The organism is Bacillus sp. AR8-1 (genome assembly GCF_008042345.1).
Classification (GTDB): domain Bacteria; phylum Bacillota; class Bacilli; order Bacillales; family Bacillaceae_G; genus Bacillus_A; species Bacillus_A cereus.
Genome location: NZ_QNUB01000069.1, coordinates 1 through 18,303 on the forward strand (window position 1 = coordinate 1; position 18,303 = coordinate 18,303).

The window sequence follows — 18,303 nt, forward strand, 5'->3', positions numbered from 1 at the left end:
AATTGGCGGTTTTTTAATTTACCTTTTGCTCATTTTCCATTTCCCATAACTTTTCAAAAAATGGCTGTCCTTTTACGAGACGCTCGCATAATTGTTCATGTTTCTCAGACCAGCCAGCTTTCGCTTCATCATACAGTCTAGCCCAAATATCCTCGAACTCCATATGTTGAACCGTTCCATATGCTGATGGATCCCACTCTGTGTACCAATAGCGAATCTCTGCTGTATTTTTCGTTGTATGTAATTGATCTAACGCCATAAATAATAATTGTTTTAGCTGTCTTTCTTTACGAGTCAAGCCATTCATAATGAAAGGCGATGGTGATAAAATGTGGTGTTCTTTTTCTGTTTCTTCTACTTGGAACTCATACTTTTCTGCTTGTACGTTTTCTACCATCTCATATACCATCTGCTCTTGGCGTGGTATAAGTCTGCTTTTGCGAATTGGTACATTGTAACCAATTGTGTCAATCGCAATAATTCCTTTTCCATCTGTAACAACAAAGCAATACTCTTGCTGCAAACGTTCATGATTTTTACGAATATAAGCCTTATGATGTACGTCTTCCAGCATTTTTTGCGGAAGCTCTAACAATTCGTTCTCGATGTAATGATATAATGTGGCATCTACTTTTAATAATGGCACTTGATCTAATAGCTCAATCGTATCATCTTTCCGCCATTCGTAAAAATGACAAACGTTATACCCATTCTCTTCACCTTCAAACCAATTTACCCATACATCATGTAGATATAACATTCACTACCCCTCACTTCACTACTGTTTGTACCAATCATTATGTTCATTTTTGCTTAACTTTATTCCACTTGAGGAAATATATTCTAATTATTATTTTTTCTTCTATTAATACTAAAAAAAACAGGAAATAGAATTCCTGTTTTTTTATATATGAAATGTATTTGCTTTATTCAATATTTCTTTTGCATCTATAGATAATAAAGAAAGTGTATCTTCTCCTTCCAAAGTTACACAATCTTTGACAATATGAAATCCAAGCGCATAGCCAAGCATCTTCGGATAAGAGTGAAAGCCATTTAATAAGATGTCATGTTCCCTTGTTCCTCGTTTTATACTTATTCTTTCATGTACAACATTTTTCCAATAATAAATAGCCTCTTCTTTTGAAAGATACTCCGTCCACGGTGCATTATTTTTTTCTGTATACCTTTCTGTTACTGCTTGCTCAGCTAGCCCTTCCATAATCATTGTATCAAGTAATGTATATTCTGTTTCTTTCGTCTCAATTTGATGTAACCTGCATATGTGATGGTATTCATGCGCCAATAACACTTTTAATTCTTCTACCGAATTCCGTCCACATACGAATAAGAAAATAACATGACGCATAGATAATCCAGCCCTACCGTTATACTCTTCTTGCACAGTTCGATTATAGGAATCTGATAATAAAATAAAGACAGGGACATCCGGACCTTTCAACCAATTTTTCAATTTATCATACTCCAGGCTCAACTCTTTCCAAATTTCCTTTTCCTCTAATTCTTTAATTTCCTTTTCCCCGCGCATGATCGGGCGATACATCCCTTTTGAAATTAAAAAGCGATACAACCTTTCTTTTGGCAACGGAATATACTTCGTAAATTTCTCACAAAGTTTCTCTGGCCGTCCATAATATAAATGTAGCCATTCAGCTGTTTCAACAATCCCCATCTTTATCCCTCCTTTTTCTTATGTATATGCTACAGGAGAAAAAGACGTAAAAATAAATAAGGAGTTTTTTCGCAATATCTTGCGGAAAAACTCCTTATTTTATCTATTATTTATACGATTTAAATACTAACACTGCGTTATGACCACCGAATCCTAATGAGTTACTTAATACTGCATTTACTTCTTGGTGTCTCGCTTGATTCGGTACGTAATCTAAGTCACATTCTGGATCTGGTGTCTCATAATTAATTGTTGGAGGAATTACTCCGTCTGTAATTGATTTAATAGAGAAAATCGCTTCAACAGCACCAGCTGCTCCTAATAAGTGACCTGTCATTGATTTCGTTGAGCTAATTGCTACTTTATACGCATGCTCACCGAAAGTTTCTTTAATTGCCATCGTTTCATATTTTTCATTCGCATCCGTACTTGTACCATGCGCATTAATGTAATCAATATCTTCTGGCTGTAGGCCTGCATCAGCTAAAGCTTGACGCATTGCACGCACTCCGCCTTCACCACCAGGAGCAGGCATTGTAATATGGAATGCATCACCAGTTGCACCGTAACCAGCGATTTCCGCGTAAATGTGAGCACCACGAGCTAATGCGTGCTCTAATTCTTCAAGAATTAAAATACCTGAACCTTCACCCATTACGAAACCGCTACGGTTTTTATCAAACGGACGGCAAGCCGTTGCTGGGTCTTCATTAAATGTTAATGCTTTCGCTGAGCTAAATCCTGCGAATGCCATACTTGTTAGCGGCGCTTCTGCTCCGCCTGTAATCATTGCATCAGCATCACCACGCTGAATTGCTTTAAATGCATCACCAATTGAGTTTGCACCAGATGCACAAGCCGTTACAGAACAAGTGTTAATTCCTTTTGCTCCTGTTGCGATTGATACTTGACCTGCTGCCATATCTGGAATCATCATCGGCACGAAGAATGGGCTCACGCGGCGTGGGCCTTTCTCAGTAAAAATCTTAAATTGTTCTTCGTATGTTTCCATACCGCCAATACCAGATCCAATCCATACACCAATTCGAGGTCCGTTTTCTTCTGTAATTTCAAGCTTTGCATCTGCAACTGCCATTTTCGCTGCTGCTACTGCATATTGTGTAAAGCGATCCATACGGCGCGCTTCTTTTTTATCAATATATTTCTCGACTTCAAAGTCGTTAATTTCCGCTGCTACTTTTGCTGGAAATAGTTCTGGATCAATTCTTGTAAGTCGCCCGATTCCAGATACACCCTTTTTAATGTTTTCCCATGCTGTTTCAACATCTGTTCCGACCGGTGTAACAGCTCCTAGTCCTGTAATTACGACCCTCTTTTTTTCCATACAAAATACACTCCTTTTTTTCTCTCAGTCCTTATTTACCCCAACGAAGAGCAACTGCTCCCCATGTTAATCCGCCGCCAAAACCAACAAGTATAATTAAATCACCGTCTTGAATACGTCCGTTTTGCAATTCCTCTACCATTGCAATCGGAATGGAAGAAGCTGATGTATTACCGAACTTCTCAATTGTCATACTCATTTTTTCTTGTGGTAAATTTAACCTTTCTCTTGCAGATTCCATAATACGAATATTCGCTTGATGCGGTACTAAGAAATCCACATCTTCTTTCGTAAGACCAGCTTTATCTAAAACACGAAGACAAGATTCACCAAGTTGACGAACGGCAAATTTAAAGACTTCTCTGCCATTCATCATAACATACTCGTCTTGATATAGATGCTTGCCGCCGCTTCCGTCTGCTCCTAATTCGAAAGATAGAACGCCTCTTCCTTCTGAAACTGCTCCCATTACGATAGCACCGGCTCCGTCTCCAAATAATACCGCTGTATTTCGATCATTCCAGTCTACAATTTTAGATAGCTTATCACTACCAACTACTAATACGTTTTTATAAGTCCCCGTTTGAATAAATTGCTGCGCTGTAATCATTCCGTACATAAAACCAGCGCATGCTGCACCTACATCCATTGCAGCTGCATGTTTCGCTCCAATCGCTTCTTGAATGACACAAGCTACTGCTGGAAACGCACGATCTGGTGTTACTGTCGCTACTAAAATAAGATCGATATCTTCTCCGCTAACCCCTGCATCTTCAAGTGCTTTTTTTGCAGCCTCTACGGCCATATATGAAGTATCTATTGTATCATCGGCAATGCGTCTTTCTGCAATTCCCGTTCTCGTACGAATCCATTCATCGGATGTATCCATTATTTTTTCTAAATCGTGATTTGTGACTACTTTTTCTGGCACATATCTTCCGATCCCTAAAATGCCCACGTTCACATCGCAGCCCTCCGTTTTATATCAATTATTATGACTTGGTACTAATTTTAAAACATAAATGTATTTTTGTCTAGAATATATTTCGCATAAAACAGAAAGCTAACGCATTATCCACTTTATTTTTCATTAAAAGAAACAGAATCATACCTTTTCGTGTTTCATTCCAAATAAAAAGGCCCGAACCGCTTCTACTCACGATTCGAGCCTCCCCTCCATCAAAAAAGAAGGATTTTATTCTTTATCTGCTTTCCCAAGCTCATAAGCTTCGTTCATAACTTTCATTAACAACTCTAACACCGGCTGTGCCTTCTCCATATCAAGTGCAATTCCGTTATCATCTAAAATTGCCTTCGCTTCCGGTAAATGCTTCATTGCGATTTGTAAAAACTGCATGCTTTTTTCGTTCATATTATACTCTTCCTCTCCATTAAAACTTTCACATACAATAGTGTAACACGCGTGCTACTCTTCGTATAACTCTTTATATTTTTTCATGTGTGCCAGTTGCTTATTTAAACCGTATTCTAACGGAGTATTTCTTTTTATCGAAATGACTTCAATAGCCTCATCTCTTATTTCATTATTATTTTTATTTACTTTATCATCCGCGCGTAAAAGATTCATACCTTTTTCCCATAATGACTGTTTACCACTAAGTAAATTGTATATACCAAGATGCGCCCCGTTCGTTCCATTTTCCCATAAGTATTCACATACATCTTCAATGTAAAGCAAATCACTTCCTTTTTCCTCACTCGTACAACGGCACTCTTTCTCGTCTAATTCTGATAAAATGAGCTGATGATACATCATAAAGGATGGTTGCCACGGTCCATATAATGTAGGAACTCGAAATACACTATATTTTAAATTCCCTTTTTTCAATCCTTCTTCTACTTTCAAAAATAGGCGCTTATTTTCGGATTCACCTGTACTACTTACTTCAATAGAAGAAATTAAATTTAACTTCACTTTTTGTTCTTCACACATTCTTATAATTCGCTTTAAATATTGTAATATGACTCTTTCATTCCGAAATCCACATTGCTGATTTGGCTCATATAAGCAAAAGTAGACAGTATCGAATCTCTCTTCCTCTACCGATCTCCATCCATCTTCATCTCTTATCGAATAATACGTAAATAACGCATTTCGCCCAATTAACAATAACTTCTCTTCATTAATTTTGGTCATACTATCGAATTCATCAAAATCAAGACCATACACTTCTACTTCTTCTGCGATCATTTTATTCACAAGGTGATAACCTACAAACGTAAGTGCACCTACTATCAGCACGCGTTCCATACCACCAACCCTTTCCCTTTGAAACAAATAGCTCCTCATTTATGTATATGGGAGCTTCACAATTCTTCTTCATATTTTTTAAAGAAATCGGTCGTTTGCCTAACCATTTTATATTTCACATCTTGCAGATGGAATAAGACAGAAGTATCACATTGATTTAATTGCCTCATTTTCTCATATCTCCGCAACTGCTGTTTTCTTCCTCTTTTTTCTTGTGTTGATACGAAAATTTTAACAGGTACACAAGATGGAAGAAGCGTAAATGATTTCTTATTTATTTTTAAATCTAATTCTTCTTCTTTGGAATCATACGCCAAACTTAATTCCTTCACGAGTCTCTTGTAAAAAAACTTATGCTCTTTCTCAAAACCCACATATTCTGGTAAATCTAAACACGGATTTAACATAACAACAGAACGAATACATTCAGGATATTTGTTCATCATTTCAAGTGCCACAAGCGCTCCCATACCATCTGCCATAATGTGCATCTTCGCATTTAACGTCTCTTTTCTCAAAACAACATCATATAAACGTTTTGCCAGACGAACAGATTGATCGTTCCCCCAATGTCTTCCGTATAAATTAGAGGAAAAGACCGTGTAGCCTTGCTCAATAAGACCATGTAAGAAATAAGATTTACCCGCATGTTGTGTCCATAAACTTGTACCATTCTCAATAAAGTAGTTATAATCACCGAGGAGCATAACAGAAAATCCATTTGGCTTCTCCGGTAAATAAATGACACATGGTTCTTTTTCTAAGTAAAAAAAACGTTCCGTAATACTCATTTTTCCCCCGCCTTATTTTCTAAACATATAAAACCACTCTTTTATAATGTATGAACGGAATGCAAATTTGCGTTGAAAAATCTACAAATATTTTTCTATATTCTTTTTTCAATTGTGTTACAATAAGGACAGATTGAACGAATAGAGGTGTAAAATATGCGTTTCATTTGGGCATTAATTTGGTCGTTCTTACTTGTACATATGATGAGCTACGTAATTGGCTCTATGACTGGCGGTACATACGACTTTAACCAAGCGTCTATTTTCTCAGTTGTTCTTGCTGTATTAGTACTCGCAATTTCAGCTGCAATTCCAAACGAGCCAGTAGAACAACACTAAAAAAAGAGTCCGGATTTTATCCGAACTCTTTTTTATTTTCATTTCACATGAACGACTAATTCGTTATTTTCTACATCAACAACTACGTGACTATTGTCTGTAATTGTTCCTGCAATTAATTCTCTTGCTAATTTCGTTTCCACTTGACGTTGTACGTATCGTTTTAATGGACGAGCTCCGTACATTGGATCGAAACCAGCTTCTACAACAAATTCTTTTGCTGCATCTGTTAATTCTACTGTAATGTGACGGTCAGCTAGACGGCCTTGTAGTTCTTTTACAATTTTATCAACAATGCCTTTAATTTCATTCGTTGTAAGAGGTTTGAATAAAATAATTTCATCAACACGGTTTAAAAATTCAGGGCGGAAATGTCCTCTTAATTGCCCCATTACAAGGTCTCTTGATTCCTCTTTAATCGAACCATCTTCTTCTAATCCCTCTAGTAAATGAGCAGATCCAATATTTGAAGTCATAATAATAACTGTGTTTTTAAAGTCTACTGTTCTTCCTTGTGAATCTGTAATGCGTCCATCATCTAACATTTGTAATAAAATGTTGAATACTTCTGGATGTGCTTTTTCGATTTCGTCTAACAAAATAACTGAATACGGTTTACGTCTTACCGCTTCTGTTAATTGACCGCCCTCTTCATATCCTACATATCCAGGAGGCGCACCAATTAAGCGTGACACAGCGTGTTTCTCCATATACTCAGACATGTCAATACGAATCATTTGCTCTTCACTATCGAATAAAGACTGCGCTAACGTTTTTGCAAGTTCTGTTTTACCAACACCCGTAGGGCCTAAGAAAATGAAGGAACCAATTGGACGATTCGGGTCTTTAATACCAGCGCGCGCACGAAGAACCGCGTCTGATACTAAGCTTACTGCTTCCTCTTGTCCGATGACACGCTCTGATAAGATTTGCTCTAAGCGTAGTAATTTCTCACGCTCGCCTTCAACAAGTTTAGCAACAGGAATACCAGTCCAGCGTGAAACAATATCTGCAATTTCTTCTTCACTTACTTCCTCACGTAATAAACGATTTTCTTGTTTATTATGCGCGCCCATTTCTTCCGCTTCTTTTAATTCTTTTTCGATTGCAGGAATTTTCCCGTGACGAAGTTCGGCTGCTTTATTTAAATCGTAATTACCTTCTGCTTCCTCTAATTCACGGCGCAGACGTTCTAAATGTTCACGTAAGTCACGAACTTTGTGAATGTCTTCTTTTTCTTTCTCCCATTTCGCTCTCATACCACTTGCAACTTCTTTTAAATCCGATAATTCACGTTGCAATGTTTTTAGACGCTCTTGGCTACCACGATCCGTTTCTTTTCCAAGAGCCGCTTCTTCAATTTCCAACTGCATAATACGACGCGTTACTTCATCTAATTCTGTCGGCATAGAATCGATTTCTGTACGAATTGTTGCGCACGCTTCATCAACAAGGTCAATCGCTTTATCCGGTAAGAAGCGATCTGAAATATATCGATCTGATAAAACTGACGCTGCTACAATCGCACGGTCATGAATATTTACACCGTGATAAATTTCAAAGCGTTCTTTTAATCCACGTAATATGGAAATCGTATCTTCAACAGTTGGTTCTTCTGCTAATACTTGTTGGAAACGTCTTTCTAGTGCTGGATCTTTTTCAATATATTTACGATATTCATCTAATGTTGTCGCCCCGATACAATGCAGTTCACCACGAGCAAGCATCGGTTTTAACATATTTCCTGCATCCATCGCACCTTCTGTTTTACCAGCTCCAACGATTGTATGAAGTTCATCAATGAATAATAAAATGCGGCCTTCACTCTTTTTAATTTCATTTAATACAGCTTGCAGACGCTCTTCGAACTCACCACGGAATTTCGCACCTGCTACGAGCGCACTCATATCTAATGCAAAAATCGTTCTATCTTTCAATCCTTCAGGTACATCCTTTTTCACAATACGCTGTGCTAATCCTTCAACGATTGCTGTTTTACCAACACCTGGCTCACCAATTAAAACAGGATTGTTTTTCGTTTTACGTGAAAGAATGCGGATAACGCGTCGAATTTCACTATCTCGGCCGATAACAGGATCAATTTTCCCGGCTCTCACTTCTGCCACTAAATCACGGCCATATTTTTCTAACGCTTCATAAGTTGCTTCTGGATTTTGACTAGTCACTCTTTGATTCCCCCGAACTGTCATTAAAGACTGTAATAAGTTATCTTTCGTAATATGCAATCTTGCAAATAATTGATTTATATCGCCTTTTTCTTCGGAAAAAGCAAGCAATACATGTTCGACTGAAATGTAATCATCCTGTAGTTTTTCTGCTTCTTTCCCTGCTCTTACAAGCAATTGTTGCAGAGCGCTCGTTACATACAATTTTCCAACCTCTGCACCGCTCCCTGTTACAGAAGGTTTCTTTTTAATTAAGCTTTCAGCGCTTTGCTTTAATGCTTCTATATCAACATTCATTTTTTGAAATATACGTACTGCTAATCCATCTTGCTCTTCTAATAATGCAAGTAATAGATGAACAGTATCCACCTCTTGGTGATGATGAGATACCGCTAAAGATTGGGCACTCATAATCGCCTCTTGTGTTTTTGTTGTCATTTGATTTAAGTCCATCTTTACAGCCCTCCAAAAGTTTGACTTTCTTTGACCTTTGATTTGATTATACGCCAACTTACTTTTTTATACAATAATTTTGCCTATGTATTTTCAAACTTATTATTGGAAAAAGAAAAAGGAAGCATTCATTATATTGTTTTAAAAATACGGTAAATGAAATTATAATGTGTAACGACAAAAAAGCCGCAATAACGATTGCGGCTTCTGTTACGGTTTTCTTTTATATGTCCACTGACGGTTATGATTCGTATTATCTGGAAATTTTTCACCGGCAGTTAATTGTACCATTTGCGGATTTTTCACCATACTTCCCGTTTCACCAATTTCTACATAAATACCATCATTCGGCGCTTTTTGTCCAGAACGAAACCTGCGATTTTGTCCCATTTTCATTCTCCTTCCATGACGTCTTTGCCTCATTAGTATATCCATTTTAAAAGAAAGGTTTTCTGTCATGTTTAGGAAACAGTACTACATCTCGTCCTTGTACATATATATGAATGATACAAGCGTAAGCAGGGATTTCTTTCCTACTTGTAGAAAAAAAAGAAACCAACCTACTCTAGGCTAGTTTCAAAGGAGAGTCAAACATATACGAGAAGATTACATGTTCATTATATGCCTCATCACACGAGCAATGTAACCCTTTTCACAATTTGTACATAATGAAAGAAACATTGTTTGAACTTTCTAAAAAGATGTTGACTTTTCTTAATTTCCAACGATAAATAGTAGACACCGCAGCACTTTGAGACGTAAGATGGATATATAGTGAAATTTCCATCTATGGTGATTTCACCGAGTCTAACCTCTTATTTCTGCATATTAAAAACGGAAATACAGATAGATACAAAAAAATTATTATAAGAGGTGAAATTATGAACAAACAACATTTAATCGCATTAGACTTAGACGGTACTTTATTAACAGACAACAAAATAATTTCCACTCGAACGAAACATACAATTGCAAAAGCAAAGGAACAGGGACATATTGTTGTTATTTCAACAGGACGTCCATTCCGTGCTAGTTATGATTACTATAAAGAACTTGCTCTTAACACACCTATCGTAAACTTTAACGGTGCTTACGTACATCATCCTCTTGATTCAAGCTGGGGAACACACCACTCTCCTCTTGAGCTAGCAACAGCGCAAGAAATTGTACGAGCTTGCTTTGATTTCGGCGTAAAAAATATATACGCGGAAGTAATGGACGATGTGTATGTTCGTGAAATTGATGAAGATAAAAAACATATTTTCGAATTCGGCTCTCCTAAGATTTTTACGGGAGACTTATTAAATATTTTAAACGATCATCCAACTTGCTTATTAATTGATGCACATGACGAGCATTCCACTGCAATTCGTCAACATTTAACGGATATGCACGCGGAAGTAATCGATCATAGAAAATGGGGCGCACCTTGGCCGATTATTGAGATTGTGAAAAGCGGATTAAATAAAGCGGTTGGATTACAAAAAATTTCTAGTCATTACAACATTCCACAAGAGCGAATTATCGCTTTCGGTGACGAAGATAATGATTTTGAAATGATTGAATTTGCTGGTCACGGCATCGCAATGGGGAATGCCATCCCTGAATTAAAATCACTCGCAAACCATACGACGTTAACGAACGAAGAAGATGGTATTGCTTTATATTTAGAAGAGGTTCTTGGGTTGTAATCTAAAAATTCCCTACTTATAGTTTCCTGCCAAATGTCCATACTATAAGTAGACGCAAGAGACATCGCGTCGATTGTTTTCAGCTAAATAAAGGGGGTTTTTCGAATGGGTAAAAAGAACAAATCAAAGCGTTTTATCCAACAAGGAGCCGATGCTGTTATGAAGCATGATGCAAGATTCCCGTACAGAGGTACATTAGCTGAGGCAGAAAAGGCAAGAAGTAACTCTTCTTTTGGAGGGGTTTAAATGGGGAACTTACTATTCCAACAAGCTAGAGATGCTGTTGAAAATGCCGTATCTTGTTCAAGCGGTACTGAGCAACAAGATCTCGTATATAGAGCAAAAAATGCTTTGCAATCCGCTTACGCAAACTCTTCAACTGCTGAAAAAGTTCAGCTCCGTGAAATGCAAGAGCAATTGCAAAACATTACGAATGTACATTAAAAAAGAGGACCAACTTCGGTCCTCTTTAATCTTTCCGAAACAATCCGAACACCCCAACTGTTTGCAGTATATTTGTAAATGCACCTGGGTCCACTTGTTTAATAATCCTCTCCAATTCGTATAACTCGTAACGGGTAATAACCATCATTAACATTTCTTTATTTTCATTCGTATAAGCACCTGTTGCTGGTATCGTTGTAATTCCTCTTACTAATCGCGAGTGAATCGCCTTTCTTACGTCCGCCCCATTCTTCGTAACAATTAATGCTGTAATCTTTACATGACGAGTATGAATTGCATCAATAATTCTCGTTGATACATATAAAGTCACTAACGTATATAACGCTTTTTCCCATCCATATACATAGCCAGCAGCGATAATGATAATTGCATTAAAAAAGAAAAAGTATGTACCGACAGGCTTATCTTTTATTTTTGATAAAATCATGGCGATAATATCTAATCCACCTGTAGAAGCACCCCACTTTAAAGCAATCCCTACTCCAATTGCCGAAATAATCCCGCCAAAAATCGCATTTAATATGATATCATTCGAAACCGCTCTAACAGGGATGATTTCTAGAAACAAAGTCATAAATATAACACAAAGAAAACTAAAAAAGGTGAAGGCCTTTCCAACCTTTTTCCACGCTAAAATAACGACAGGAATATTAAATAAGCTAAACAATACTCCCGTAGATATGTGAATCGATAAAAAATCACCTAATATTTGTGATAATAATTGAGACAATCCAGCAAAGCCGCTCGCATACACTTTCGCTGGCGTTAAAAATAAATTCATCCCAATCGCGTTTAATAAACCTGCGATGATTACAACGATTAACTTCTTTATAAGTTCAGTATAATTCAACTTCAAATCCATTTCGAATCCACCTTTACCCTTCATAAATGCACCGCTATACATAGTCTTTACGAAAAAGGAAATGATAAACGTACAACGTTTAGAAATGGAGTTGATACATATGCCACATACGAGTGATAACGACAAAAAAGCACGCGATAATAATGCAAAACGCACACAAAAAAATGAGCAAGAGCAAAAAAATATTCAGCAAGGTAAACGTGCATACTCTAAAAAGACCGATCACCTTTGATTCCATCGTACATCAACAATTATGTTGATGTACTTTTTTACATTTTAAAGGAAAAAAACATTAAAAATTCACTTCATGTTCACTTCTATATTCTACAATAGCGATAACATATTCGGATGAGGTGTTGGCATGAGAGGGAAACATATTTTCATTATTACTGCACTAATAAGTATATTGATGCTATCTGCTTGCGGACAAAAAAACGGATCAGCTACAGTCGCCACAGCAACAGACTCGACTGTTACGAAGGACGACTTCGAAAAACAATTGAAAGATCGTTACGGAAAAGACATGCTATACGAAATGATGGCACAAGACGTCATCACAAAAAAATATAAAGTACCTGATGAAGAGGTAAATAAAGAAGTAGAAAAAGTAAAAAAACAATATGGAGATCAATTCAAAAAAGTATTAGAAAATAATGGTTTAAAAGATGAAGAGGATTTTAAAAATCAAATTAAGTTCAAACTTGCTATGAATGAAGCGATTAAGAAAAGCATTACAGAGAAAGACGTAAAAGACCACTATAAGCCAGAAATTAAAGCGAGTCACATTTTAGTAAGTGACGAAAATGAAGCGAAAGAAATAAAGAGTAAACTAGATGCTGGTGCTTCATTTGAAGAATTAGCAAAACAAGAATCACAAGATCTACTATCAAAAGATAAAGGCGGAGACCTTGGATACTTCAATTCAGGTACAATGGCTCCTGAATTTGAAACGGCTGCCTACAAACTAAATGTTGGACAAATTAGCAATCCCGTAAAATCATCAAACGGTTATCACGTTATTAAATTAACTGATAAAAAAGATTTAAAACCTTACGATGAAGTAAAAAACTCTATTCGCAAAAACTTAGAGGAAGAACGTACTGCTGATCCTGTATTCAGCAAAAAATTGTTACAAGAGGAATTAAAAAAGGCAAATATTAAAATAAATGATAGTGATTTGAAAGATACATTTACTCTTGTTTCTCCGCAAGGAAATTAAAAAAAGCACACCCTTATCTTTTTAGATAAGGGTGTGCTTTTTAATCTTCTATCTTATTTCTTAAAGTAAGTCCAACCTTCTTCTTGGTAAACCTTTTCTTCTTTCATCAACTTACCAAGTGCGCGCTTAAATGCAGCTTTACTCATGTTAAAGCGTTCTTTAATATCTTCTGGATGGCTCTTATCCCAAAACGGCATTGCTCCGCCTCGTTCTTCCATATATGCATAAATTACTGCAGCATCGTCTTCCATTCCTTCTTCTTTACGAGGAAGAAGTGAAATGTTAATTGTACCGTCATCTTTTACGTCAATAATACGTCCTGTTACACGCTGACCGATGCGGACTTGTTCTTTTCTTTCTGTATGGTGTAAGAAAGCACGGAAATGTTCATCTGTTAAAACGAATGAACCTACTTGAAGCGAACGATATACACGTCCATTTACGTTTTTATTACGCATAGATGGCGTTGCATCTACGATAATTTCTTGCATATCACTGTCTCTTGCCGGAAGAGCAATTAAACGATCACGATTCGTTAATTTTAACGTACAATATAATTCGTCGCCTACTTCTGGCCATACTGGCATATAAATCGGGAACTCATCAGCTGGAATTAGTATATCTTTTGACACACCAATATCAACAAACACACCTAAACTAGGAATAACTTCTACAACCTTTACCCAGTTCCAATCATAAGTTGTAATAATCGGTTCCTTCATAGTTGCTGAAATACGATTTTGGTGATCAAGGTATAAGAATACATCAATCGTATCGCCTTCTTCAATTTCTCCAGCTACTTCGTTTTTATGTAGGAAAATTTCTTCTTCTTCATTCCCAACCATATATCCGATTTCCGTTTCGCGTAAAACAGTTACCTGTTCAATCGATCCTATTTGCAAATACATATTTTTTAATTCCCTTCTATATATATAAAATTATCTTTTTTATCATTCCAAACAAAAGTTAATTATAACATGATTTTTCCTGTATTTGTCCAACTGCCCAAAATTCACTATAATAAAATGAGGTTCCATGAATATAAGTACGAAAACACTTAAGTCTAGACTCATTTTCAGCTATACTTTAGTATGTACAGTACATAACAAGATTAGAAATTTATTTGGAGGTGCTAACTATGGCAAAAGATAGTTCTTTTGACATCGTTTCGAAAGTAGAATTACCTGAAGTAACAAACGCAATTAATATCGCATTAAAAGAAATCCAAAACCGATATGACTTTAAAGGAAGTAAAAGTGATATTAAATTAGAAAAAGAAGTACTAGTTTTAACTTCTGACGACGAGTTCAAATTAGACCAAGTAAAAGACGTTTTAATTTCTAAACTTGTAAAACGTAACGTTCCAATTAAGAACTTAGATTACGGAAAAGTTGAAGCTGCAACTGGCAACACTGTTCGCCAACGTGCAACACTTCAACAAGGTATCGATAAAGATAACGCTAAAAAAATTAACAACATCATTAAAGAAATGAAATTAAAAGTAAAAACACAAGTACAAGACGATCAAGTACGTGTTACAGCGAAAAGCCGTGATGACTTACAAGCCGTAATCGCAGCTGTTCGTAGCGCTGATTTACCAATCGACGTACAGTTCATTAACTACCGCTAAAAAGAAAACTCCTCTTAATTAGAGGAGTTTTCTTTTTTGTCTTGTAGAGACAATATTACGAGAACAAACTAGAGAAAAAGGTATATGCGGTGAAAATTGCTAAGTAAACGGAGTCTAACCATACGAAGACTTTACAAATGACCGTATGATTAAACTAGACCTTATTGTAGAATTTGTTTTATACATGCATTTAGCAGACCTTATTGAAAATAAGAAAAAGACACCTCAAGACGTTTCCCCCTTCAATTTGAATTACTTTTCTTAATAACTACATCTTAGACCAAAATCATCTTAAAAATCGCTGTAACTCATAATTCCTCTCCCCGTCAAAACGTAACAATTTATGAGTATAAGAATATTTCCCAACCTCTAATGTAATGTAAAATTAATAGGGAACTTAAAAAATGTTAATTAAAAAAGAGTTAGAAGTGGTTATTATGAAGAAATTAATACTATGGTTTTTATTGGCCACATTCTCCCTAAATACTGTAGGATGTTCTAATAATGCGAATTCACTAACGGATAAGTCTAACTGTATCAACAAAGCTTGGTACAAAAAAACTATGTCATGTAATCATTTAAAAAAACATTAAATAGTTAATGATAAAGGTCATAAAAAAAAGACACTTCAAAGTACCTTCCTCCGACTTGAACCAATAATATTCGGATGGATTTAAAAGGAAGCATACATCGTTAATAAAGATGCAGACTTCAAAATAAAAAGTACACTAAGTAAACTCTTATTCAAAAATTTATATTAAACACTAATATTTTAGAAGAAAGTTTATAAGTTTAGAACCTACAGGGATTTTCCCTGTAGGTTTTATTATATTTCAAGTGATTTCCAAATGAATTATGAGTGACTTTTTTCAGTTTGGTTTTCAAAATATTTTTCTTTAACCATTTTTATCAGATTTTCTTTTTCTGTTAGTTCAAATATAAATAATGCTTTTTTCATGTTATTTGCAACATCTTCTTCATTAGGTTGTTTAAGTTTCAATAAATTCCAAGCTTTTCCATAGTATAATTCACCTAGTAAATATAAAGTATTTAGATTAATAGCTAGTTTGATACCCATATCATTGTATTTTACTGCCTCTTCATGTTGATTTGCATGACCTAAAATTTTTGCTAAATTAAAAATAATTTTCAATTTAATTTCTTTATCTCTAGGAAAATCTAACTTATTAAAATTAGTTAAACACCTTCTTAATATATTAATACTTTTTTCATATTCTTTATTTTCCCCATGGAATATAGCAATTGTCTGCATAATATCTATTTCTCTTTCTGATAAAAAATCTGAATTAGTTACAGTTAATTTTAATGCATTATTTAAAAAATCTAAAGCAGTTTTTATTGATTTATCCACCATAAATATAGCAATCGCTTCATGCCATATTAAAAATTGTTTATCTTCTGTTGATTGGAAGTTATTTTCGTTTTTCTCTTTTTTCACTATTTCATAAAGTTCTTTGTATTGTTTTTGCTTTAAGCAATCTTTTATTACGCATTTTACATTTTCTACATATTTTAGTTTTTTGTTTTGAGTTAATGCAAATATATTATTTGGGTCAATACCAAGTCTTTCTGATAATTGATATAACAATATACTAGATGGATAAATCACACCTTTTTCTATTTTGCTAATTTGACTTTGCGAACATATTCCATGACATAATTCGGATTGTGATATATTTTTTTTAATTCTAAGCTCTTTAATGGTAATACCCAAATCGTAAAACTCCATTTTCCCACCTACTATTTAGCACTATATTAGTATAAGAGTATTCTCTAACTTTTAATGTAATGTAAAATTAATATAGTTGCAATTATTGATTTTTCAAAGATTCTTCCCTATCGGTGCTAACACAAAAAACAGGTTAGGAAGAAAATCCTCTTCCTAACCTGGCCCTCCTCTCACTAGGGACGTTTTCATTCTCACATCGTTTCTCTTAAGAAATTTCATATCAACAGAATAAACACTATCGCGCCACCGAACAAACTTACATATACAATAAGAAGACATGAACATAGAGCCAGCAACTTCTCATCTTATCTACGCTTCCTTTTAACTGCAATTAAAAACGCAATAAATAATACATTCACCCCAACGATTAAGGAGATAAATAACCAATTCACACCTGTTTCTCCGTTAACTTTATACACGTTTGATTCTTCACGCTTTAAAACGAGATAAAATTTCCCGTTTTCCTCTCTTATAATTTCATCCTGCAACAATCCTCTTAACTCTTGTTTTTCACCAATCGTACTTGCAGGTAAGGAGACTTTTTGTGTTTCTTTCGTATTATTAATTGCTACTAAAGTTACTTCATTTTTATATTTTCGTTTTAGTATGCTCATACCGCTCTTATCATACAGTAGCTCAAACGTACCGCGTCGTAAAGACGGTCTCACCTGTCTAAGTTCACCTAGTTTTGTTATGTGCTGCATAAATTTTTCGTCTGACTTAAAATCCATTAATCGTCTATTATCGGGTACACTTCCTCCATCTAATGCAATTTCAGTTCCGTAATAAAAATTCGGAATTCCAGGTGATGTTAACAAATAAGTAAGCGCCAGTTTTAAACGTGATGGCGGATAATACATATTTTCTTTTGCAATACGCGCATATCTTTTTGTTTCTTGATTATCTAAGAACGTAACAAATTCTCCTTCTTTTTTACTCACATCGTATAACGATTTCACCGATACATCTGCTTTAGAAAACGATTCTACTATTTTTTCGTTGTATTCGCTATCCTCCTTTGTCATAATACGAAAATCTTTCTTTATCACTTGCATATCTTTTTGCGCGTTATCCCAAAAGGAACGCGGCTTTTTTTCACTATGTATAACATAACTTCCGTCTAAATCAACTTCTTTTATCCACCATTTCATTGCGTCAATTACCTGTTGTTCGTTTTCTCCAAGTGGAAATTGAAATACAACTTTCATTCCTTTTGCATGAACTTCTTTTACAAGTTCTTTCACATCATTGTCTGTCCCGAAATGTTCATTTACCTTTTTAAAATTTCGCACGTCTAATCCATCGTACTTTCCACTTTCAAAAAGTGGCGAAAGCATAACGGTAGTAAAACCCATTTCTTTTATGTAATCCAACCTTTTTATAATTCCTCTTATATCCCCTCCTTGATACCCTTCTAAATTACCAACTTCTAACTGTTTGTCATTTTTCGGTTCTCCATTATTGAAGCGATCAATCATAATGGAGTATATAACTTCATCTCGCCACTCTCTTTTTTCGTCTGCAAAAGTATGTATTGGTACAAACAAAACAACAGCTAAGCAAAAACAAATGAATAGTTTCCTAGTCCGTATTTTTCCCACACGCAT

Annotated in this window: 20 protein-coding genes; 7 read left to right on the plus strand and 13 right to left on the minus strand. The window is 35.4% G+C overall.

The features are described 5' to 3' along the window. Window positions 1-13 precede the first annotated feature (13 nt). The 7 genes from DN400_RS28610 to DN400_RS28640 form a co-directional block, all read right to left on the minus strand. A complete protein-coding gene (locus tag DN400_RS28610; protein ID WP_000966129.1) occupies window positions 14-760 on the minus strand; it encodes a YjbA family protein in 747 nt (248 codons plus the stop codon). A 144-nt stretch (window positions 761-904) separates the two neighbouring features. Beyond that, on the minus strand, window positions 905-1,693 hold the full coding sequence (locus DN400_RS28615) for a DUF2268 domain-containing putative Zn-dependent protease (RefSeq protein WP_000513280.1): 789 nt from the start codon (window positions 1,691-1,693) through the stop codon (window positions 905-907). A 106-nt stretch (window positions 1,694-1,799) separates the two neighbouring features. Further along, window positions 1,800-3,038 (minus strand): beta-ketoacyl-ACP synthase II, encoded by a 1,239-nt coding sequence (fabF, locus tag DN400_RS28620; protein WP_000412656.1) that lies wholly within the window; start codon window positions 3,036-3,038, stop codon window positions 1,800-1,802. A gap of 31 nt (window positions 3,039-3,069) precedes the next feature. Further along, a complete protein-coding gene (gene fabH, locus DN400_RS28625) occupies window positions 3,070-4,002 on the minus strand; it encodes a beta-ketoacyl-ACP synthase III (protein WP_001100533.1) in 933 nt (310 codons plus the stop codon). A gap of 231 nt (window positions 4,003-4,233) precedes the next feature. Beyond that, a complete protein-coding gene (locus tag DN400_RS28630; RefSeq protein ID WP_001986215.1) occupies window positions 4,234-4,410 on the minus strand; it encodes a ComZ family protein in 177 nt (58 codons plus the stop codon). Window positions 4,411-4,464: 54 nt separating this feature from the next. Continuing rightward, window positions 4,465-5,337: an NAD-dependent epimerase/dehydratase family protein gene (locus tag DN400_RS28635; protein WP_142317176.1), complete on the minus strand. Its 873-nt coding sequence runs from the start codon at window positions 5,335-5,337 to the stop codon at window positions 4,465-4,467. A 29-nt stretch (window positions 5,338-5,366) separates the two neighbouring features. Beyond that, window positions 5,367-6,101 (minus strand): lipase family protein, encoded by a 735-nt coding sequence (locus DN400_RS28640; RefSeq protein ID WP_000028690.1) that lies wholly within the window; start codon window positions 6,099-6,101, stop codon window positions 5,367-5,369. A 156-nt stretch (window positions 6,102-6,257) separates the two neighbouring features. On the opposite strand from DN400_RS28640, the gene DN400_RS28645 reads away from it, so the two are divergent. Beyond that, entirely contained in the window at window positions 6,258-6,440 is a 183-nt protein-coding gene (locus DN400_RS28645) for a YjzD family protein (protein ID WP_001211116.1), read from the plus strand. Between the two features lie 38 nt (window positions 6,441-6,478). Here the strand turns inward: DN400_RS28645 and clpB are convergent, their stop codons facing one another. Both clpB and DN400_RS28655 read right to left on the minus strand, forming a co-directional pair. Beyond that, complete coding sequence (gene clpB, locus DN400_RS28650) at window positions 6,479-9,079, minus strand: ATP-dependent chaperone ClpB (protein ID WP_000365410.1); 2,601 nt, start codon at window positions 9,077-9,079, stop codon at window positions 6,479-6,481. Window positions 9,080-9,289: 210 nt separating this feature from the next. After that, on the minus strand, window positions 9,290-9,469 hold the full coding sequence (locus DN400_RS28655) for a YjzC family protein (RefSeq protein WP_000531422.1): 180 nt from the start codon (window positions 9,467-9,469) through the stop codon (window positions 9,290-9,292). Between the two features lie 491 nt (window positions 9,470-9,960). Here DN400_RS28655 and DN400_RS28660 point away from each other — a divergent pair, with 491 nt between their 5' ends. From DN400_RS28660 to DN400_RS28670, 3 genes are all read left to right on the plus strand, one after another. Next, the gene (locus DN400_RS28660) at window positions 9,961-10,770 is read left to right on the plus strand and encodes a Cof-type HAD-IIB family hydrolase (protein ID WP_001041231.1); all 810 of its coding nucleotides are present in this window, start codon (window positions 9,961-9,963) and stop codon (window positions 10,768-10,770) included. Window positions 10,771-10,875: 105 nt separating this feature from the next. Continuing rightward, window positions 10,876-11,016, plus strand: a complete 141-nt coding sequence (locus tag DN400_RS28665; RefSeq protein WP_000516816.1) for a hypothetical protein — start codon at window positions 10,876-10,878, stop codon at window positions 11,014-11,016. Next, entirely contained in the window at window positions 11,017-11,214 is a 198-nt protein-coding gene (locus DN400_RS28670) for a DUF3813 domain-containing protein (RefSeq protein ID WP_000527408.1), read from the plus strand. A gap of 25 nt (window positions 11,215-11,239) precedes the next feature. Here the strand turns inward: DN400_RS28670 and DN400_RS28675 are convergent, their stop codons facing one another. Continuing rightward, a complete protein-coding gene (locus DN400_RS28675; protein WP_000364431.1) occupies window positions 11,240-12,097 on the minus strand; it encodes a YitT family protein in 858 nt (285 codons plus the stop codon). 100 nt (window positions 12,098-12,197) lie between these two features. Between DN400_RS28675 and DN400_RS28680 the strand changes: the two genes are divergently transcribed. After that, entirely contained in the window at window positions 12,198-12,329 is a 132-nt protein-coding gene (locus tag DN400_RS28680) for a DUF3941 domain-containing protein (protein WP_001120851.1), read from the plus strand. Between the two features lie 129 nt (window positions 12,330-12,458). Further along, complete coding sequence (gene prsA, locus DN400_RS28685; RefSeq protein WP_001214222.1) at window positions 12,459-13,316, plus strand: peptidylprolyl isomerase PrsA; 858 nt, start codon at window positions 12,459-12,461, stop codon at window positions 13,314-13,316. A gap of 53 nt (window positions 13,317-13,369) precedes the next feature. Here prsA and DN400_RS28690 read toward each other — a convergent pair whose 3' ends face one another. Then, window positions 13,370-14,224 (minus strand): CvfB family protein, encoded by an 855-nt coding sequence (locus tag DN400_RS28690; protein ID WP_000281262.1) that lies wholly within the window; start codon window positions 14,222-14,224, stop codon window positions 13,370-13,372. Between the two features lie 230 nt (window positions 14,225-14,454). On the opposite strand from DN400_RS28690, the gene DN400_RS28695 reads away from it, so the two are divergent. Further along, window positions 14,455-14,946 (plus strand): YajQ family cyclic di-GMP-binding protein, encoded by a 492-nt coding sequence (locus DN400_RS28695; RefSeq protein ID WP_001040146.1) that lies wholly within the window; start codon window positions 14,455-14,457, stop codon window positions 14,944-14,946. Window positions 14,947-15,799: 853 nt separating this feature from the next. Here the strand turns inward: DN400_RS28695 and DN400_RS28705 are convergent. Beyond that, window positions 15,800-16,696 (minus strand): helix-turn-helix domain-containing protein, encoded by an 897-nt coding sequence (locus DN400_RS28705; RefSeq protein WP_000397889.1) that lies wholly within the window; start codon window positions 16,694-16,696, stop codon window positions 15,800-15,802. A gap of 305 nt (window positions 16,697-17,001) precedes the next feature. Then, window positions 17,002-18,303, minus strand: coding sequence for an alpha-amylase family glycosyl hydrolase (locus tag DN400_RS28710; protein WP_097822112.1), 1,302 nt, complete (start codon window positions 18,301-18,303; stop codon window positions 17,002-17,004).